We start from the raw sequence: 2,534 nt of genomic DNA, 5'->3' as shown, positions 1-2,534 counted from the left end.
GGGGCCGGCCGCGCCGCGCTTTTCGAAGGGGACCTGCCACCCCCTCGCCCTTGCCCCGGCACGAAGCACCGGGTATCATGGCCCCAAGAGCGAGAGGATAAGGACGTTTTATCGATGTTCACCGGTTTGGTCGAGGAGGTCGGGACCCTCTTGGCGCGGCGCGGCACCCAGGTGACGCTGCTCGCGCCCACTCTCGCCCCGACCCTCGAGCTCGGTGACAGCGTGGCGGTCAACGGCATCTGCCTCACCGCCACCGCCATCGGTGGCGATCGCTTCACCGCCGACATCTCCGAGTCCACCCTCGACGTCACCACCGCCCGCACCTGGCAGGCGGGGCGCCGCCTCAATCTCGAGCGGGCGCTGGCCCTGGGCGATCGCCTGGGGGGCCACCTGGTCTCGGGCCACGTGGACGGCGTGGGCCGCCTCGTCTCGCAGGGGCGCCTCGGCGAGGCCCACCGGCTGGAGTTCGAGCTGCCGATCGAGCTTGCGGCCTTCCTGGTGCCCAAGGGCTCCATCACCATCGACGGCACGAGCCTCACCGTCAACGACGTCCTGTCGAGCGGCTTCACCGTCACCCTCATCCCCCACACCGGCGCCCAGACCACCCTGCTGTCGCTTTCGCCGGGCGATGCGGTCAACCTCGAGGTGGACCTCATCGCCAAGTACGTCCGACGGATGCTCACGGGCTTCCTCGAGAGGGGCGAGGCCCCCTCCCTGGCGCCCAGGGGCCTGAGCTACGAGCAACTCGCCCGCTGCGGGTTTCTAGAATAGTTGGTTAATTGATGAATCGCTTTGCCGAGATCCCCGAGGTCCTCGCGGCCGTCCGCGACGGCAGGATCGTCGTGGTGGTGGACGACGAGGACCGCGAGAACGAGGGCGACCTGGTCATGGCCGCCGAGTTCGCCACCCCCGAGGCCATCAACTTCATGGCCACCCACGGCCGCGGCCTCATCTGCCTGGCCGTCACCCCCGAGCGGGCCGAGGCCCTCGACCTCTCCCCGATGGTCCAGGCCAACACCGACACCCACGCCACGGCCTTCACCGTCTCGGTGGACGCCGTGGACGGGGCCACCACCGGCATCTCGGCTTCCGATCGCGCCCGCACCGTCCAGGTGGTGATCGATCCCGAGAGCCGCCCGGGGGACCTGCGCCGGCCCGGCCACATCTTCCCCCTGGTCGCCAAGCCGGGCGGGGTCCTGGTGCGGGCGGGCCACACGGAGGCCTCGGTCGATCTCGCGCGCCTGGCGGGGCTCAACCCCGCCGGGGTGATCTGCGAGATCCTCAACCCCGACGGCACCATGGCCAGGCTCAGCGACCTGGTGGGCTTCGCCGAGGTTCACGGCCTGCTGGTCACCAGCGTCGCCAAGCTGATCGCCTACCGCGCCGAGCGCGAGCGCTACGTCGTGCGCCACTCGGAGGCCAAGCTCCCCACCAAGTTCGGCGAGTTCACCATCGTCGGCTACGAGAACACCCTCAACGGCTCCCACCACGTGGCGCTCGTCATGGGGGATCCCAAGCAGGAGGGGACCCTCGTGCGCATGCACTCCGAGTGCCTCACCGGCGACGCCTTCGGCTCGCTGCGCTGCGACTGCGGCCCCCAGCGCGATCGCGCCCTGGAGGCGATCGCCCGCGAGGGCCGCGGCGTGCTCGTCTACCTCAAGCAGGAGGGCCGCGGCATCGGCCTGCTCAACAAGATTCACGCCTACCGGCTGCAGGAGGAGGGGCTCGACACCGTCGAGGCCAACCTCCACCTCGGCTTCCCGGCGGATCTGCGCGACTTCGGGATCGGGGCCCAGATCCTCAGGGACCTGGGAGTCACGCGCATGCGCCTGTTGACCAACAACCCGCGCAAGGTCGCCGCCCTCGACGGCTACGGCCTCGAGGTGGTCTCGCGGGTGCCGATCCGCATCCAGAGCAACCCCCACAACGCCAAGTACCTTGAAACCAAGGAAGAGAAGCTCGGGCACCTGCTGTCGTAGCAAGCGCCCCGTCACCGAAAGGATCCCCCCATGCCCAAGGTCATCGGCGGCAAGCTGCTCGCCGGCAATCACCGCTTCGCCATCGTCGTCGGCCGGTTCAACGAGTTCATCGGCAGCCGCCTCTTGTCGGGCGCCCTCGACGCCATCGAGCGCCACGGCGGCCAGGACGAGAACGTGACCGTCGTCTGGGTGCCCGGCGCCTTCGAGATCCCGCTGGTCGCAAGCAAGCTCGCCAAGTCGGGTCAGTACGACGCCGTGATCTGCCTCGGCGCGGTCATCCGCGGCTCGACCCCCCACTTCGACTACGTCTCGGCCGAGGTCGCCAAGGGCGTGGCGAGCACCGCGCTCTCGACCGGCGTGCCCGTGATCTTCGGGGTCCTGACCACCGACACCATCGAGCAGGCCGTCGAGCGCGCCGGCACCAAGGCGGGCAACAAGGGCTGGGAGGCCGCCGTCTCGGCCATCGAGATGGCCAACCTGGACGCCCTGCTCGGCTAGAAGGAACCGTCTTGGTCGGGGCTCACTCCTCCTCGGAGACGGGGAAGAGGACCGCCC

General features: G+C 69.7%; 3 protein-coding genes. All 3 read left to right on the top strand.

Annotation, left to right across the window (positions count from 1 at the left end):
- Positions 1–114 precede the first annotated feature (114 nt).
- From V6D00_08790 to ribE, 3 genes are read left to right on the top strand one after another with little or no spacing between them, the layout of a single operon-like run.
- On the top strand, positions 115–771 hold the full coding sequence (locus V6D00_08790) for a riboflavin synthase (GenBank protein ID HEY9899263.1): 657 nt from the start codon (positions 115–117) through the stop codon (positions 769–771).
- A gap of 11 nt (positions 772–782) precedes the next feature.
- Entirely contained in the window at positions 783–1,979 is a 1,197-nt protein-coding gene (locus tag V6D00_08785; protein HEY9899262.1) for a bifunctional 3,4-dihydroxy-2-butanone-4-phosphate synthase/GTP cyclohydrolase II, read from the top strand.
- Positions 1,980–2,009: 30 nt separating this feature from the next.
- Complete coding sequence (gene ribE, locus V6D00_08780) at positions 2,010–2,477, top strand: 6,7-dimethyl-8-ribityllumazine synthase (protein ID HEY9899261.1); 468 nt, start codon at positions 2,010–2,012, stop codon at positions 2,475–2,477.
- Positions 2,478–2,534: the final 57 nt, after the last annotated feature.

The sequence above is a fragment of the Pantanalinema sp. genome, assembly GCA_036704125.1.
Lineage (GTDB): Bacteria > Cyanobacteriota > Sericytochromatia > S15B-MN24 > UBA4093 > JAGIBK01.
The sequence above is the reverse complement of the archived record's forward strand: the minus strand, read 5'-3'. Positions and strand labels throughout refer to the sequence as shown.